Genomic DNA, 1,884 nt, shown 5'->3' with positions numbered 1-1,884 from the left:
CTAGCAAAGTTTCGGTAAACTGTGTTGAGGCCCGAATGCGAAGTTGGCAAAATGGGAACGTAGATCGATCCAACCGTGGTTTAAGAATTCATTGAAAAACGCTTGAATTTATTGCTGCATTCGTTGACACGGCCATCAATCATGAGCAAGTGGAATATGAAACAAAGAGGGCGTGCTATCGTCATGATTCAAGGCCTTCCGGGATCTGGCAAGACTACACTTGCTAGAATGCTTTTGGATTTAATTCCGACAGCCAGCTGGGTTAATGCGGATTTTGTTCGGGATAATATAAATCGTGACTTGACGTTTAGTTTTGTGCACCGAATCGAGCACGCTCGTCGTATGGCGGAAATCGCCAATCTGACGCTAAACTACGGTGCGAACGACCATTGCATTGTGGATTTTGTTTGTCCCACAACGGAAACGCGGAGAGCCTTTCTGGGGGCGGCAAAGTACCCAGTCTACACCGTGTTCATGAACACGATAACTGCTGACGAGTCTAGATTTGCAGATACGCGCAAAATGTATGAGGTTCCCACAGATTACGCGTTTCGGGTGAGCGGATATAAGACGGCGCAGGAATTGAGGGACGTTGCACGTACAATTCACTTGGTACTCCTAAGCAGATCCCCAAGTTTGTCGTTGACTAAACTCAGGCGGAGTCTTTGAATTTAATGGCAAATGAGTCTTGCGCGGAATAATATTAGTGCTGGTGCGACTCGGACCGAACCGGTCAGCAAATAGGCCTTCAATTTAGCCTATCACGTAATATCGGTGAAAGCCGCAGCCATGCTGCTACGGCAATTTGCGAAAGTAATAGGACATCTCTGCAACTGTAGCGATGCGAGTTATTCGGCGATTGTGCGTTTGGGGGCGGGTTCGAGCGGTAATCCTTGGCTGTGGGCATCTCGGTACCGGCCTTTCATAATTGTGCCCAATAAGTCTTGTTGGAGAGGCAAGTGTTCGCTGTCGCGCGAAACGCTCGCCAACAGTATTCGATCATGGATCTATCTGTAACCCGCGCGGTCATATCTTCGTCTTTGCAGTAGTCCGCGAGCGCACCCTTCAGCGCCTCTTGTAAAGTGCTGAAGAATGTGTTGCCCATGGAAATATTGCTCATGTAAGTTGCCGGGTAGCCTGTGTATATACCGTATTGAAGGCACCGTCGGACAAATGCACTTCCATGTCTTTGCGAAGGCATGACAATATCGAACATGGCGTCGCTTCCTAAGACACGCGCGGGTATTCCGAAGCTAGCGAACGACTCGTGGAACAACCTCTTGAGCACTGCGCCGCTATCCGCCAAGCGAGCTACAATGCCATCTTCTTCGAAAATTTGCTGCGTTAGATTAGCAGCTACGAAGGCTCGATTTTCACGTAAGTAGGTGTTGCCAAGATAAACACCATCCGCCCCGGACATGGCATCGGCCGTACCAATAACCGCAGAAAGGCCAATTCCCTGTGCGAGTCCTTCGGACAAGGTAATCAGGTCGGCCGGGACCCGGTGTGCTTGGCAGTAACCACCGTCGGCGTAACGAAGTCCGCAAAGCACCTCGTCAACGATCAAAAGCGCTCCATGCAGCATAGCCATTCTAGCGCTTTGGTGGAGTAACTCCGGAGGAAAGACCGATGGCTCTGGCGTGACTACAATTCCGGCGACTTTGCCTCTGTTCCAACTCAACATCTGCTGCAAGATATCTAAGTCATACTGAAAGTCCTGGATGTAATGGTCTTTGGCTGTAGAATCGTCAGACCACGGGTACCGTTGGAAGATGTCATGCCAACCGTGAAAACCGGCTGTTAGGATAATTGGTTGACCGGTTCGACGTCGTGCGATGCGGACAGCTGCCTCCGTTGCACAAGATCCGGTCCTCAAGAAGAAGG

General features: G+C 50.2%; 2 protein-coding genes. One reads left to right on the top strand and one right to left on the bottom strand.

The window, feature by feature from the left end; genetic code table 11:
• Nucleotides 1-141: 141 nt before the first annotated feature.
• Nucleotides 142-669: an adenylyl-sulfate kinase gene (locus MKD38_RS30505; protein WP_338107493.1), complete on the top strand. Its 528-nt coding sequence runs from the start codon at nt 142-144 to the stop codon at nt 667-669.
• A 253-nt stretch (nt 670-922) separates the two neighbouring features.
• On the opposite strand, the gene MKD38_RS30500 is transcribed toward MKD38_RS30505, so the two are convergent.
• Nucleotides 923-1,884, bottom strand: a 962-nt coding sequence (locus MKD38_RS30500; RefSeq protein WP_252669754.1) for an aminotransferase class III-fold pyridoxal phosphate-dependent enzyme, incomplete at its 5' end; no start/stop codon positions are given.

It is taken from the genome of Cupriavidus sp. WGlv3, from assembly GCF_023952475.1.
Taxonomy (GTDB): domain Bacteria; phylum Pseudomonadota; class Gammaproteobacteria; order Burkholderiales; family Burkholderiaceae; genus Cupriavidus; species Cupriavidus phytorum.
This window is presented reverse-complemented; position numbering and strand designations above follow the sequence as displayed.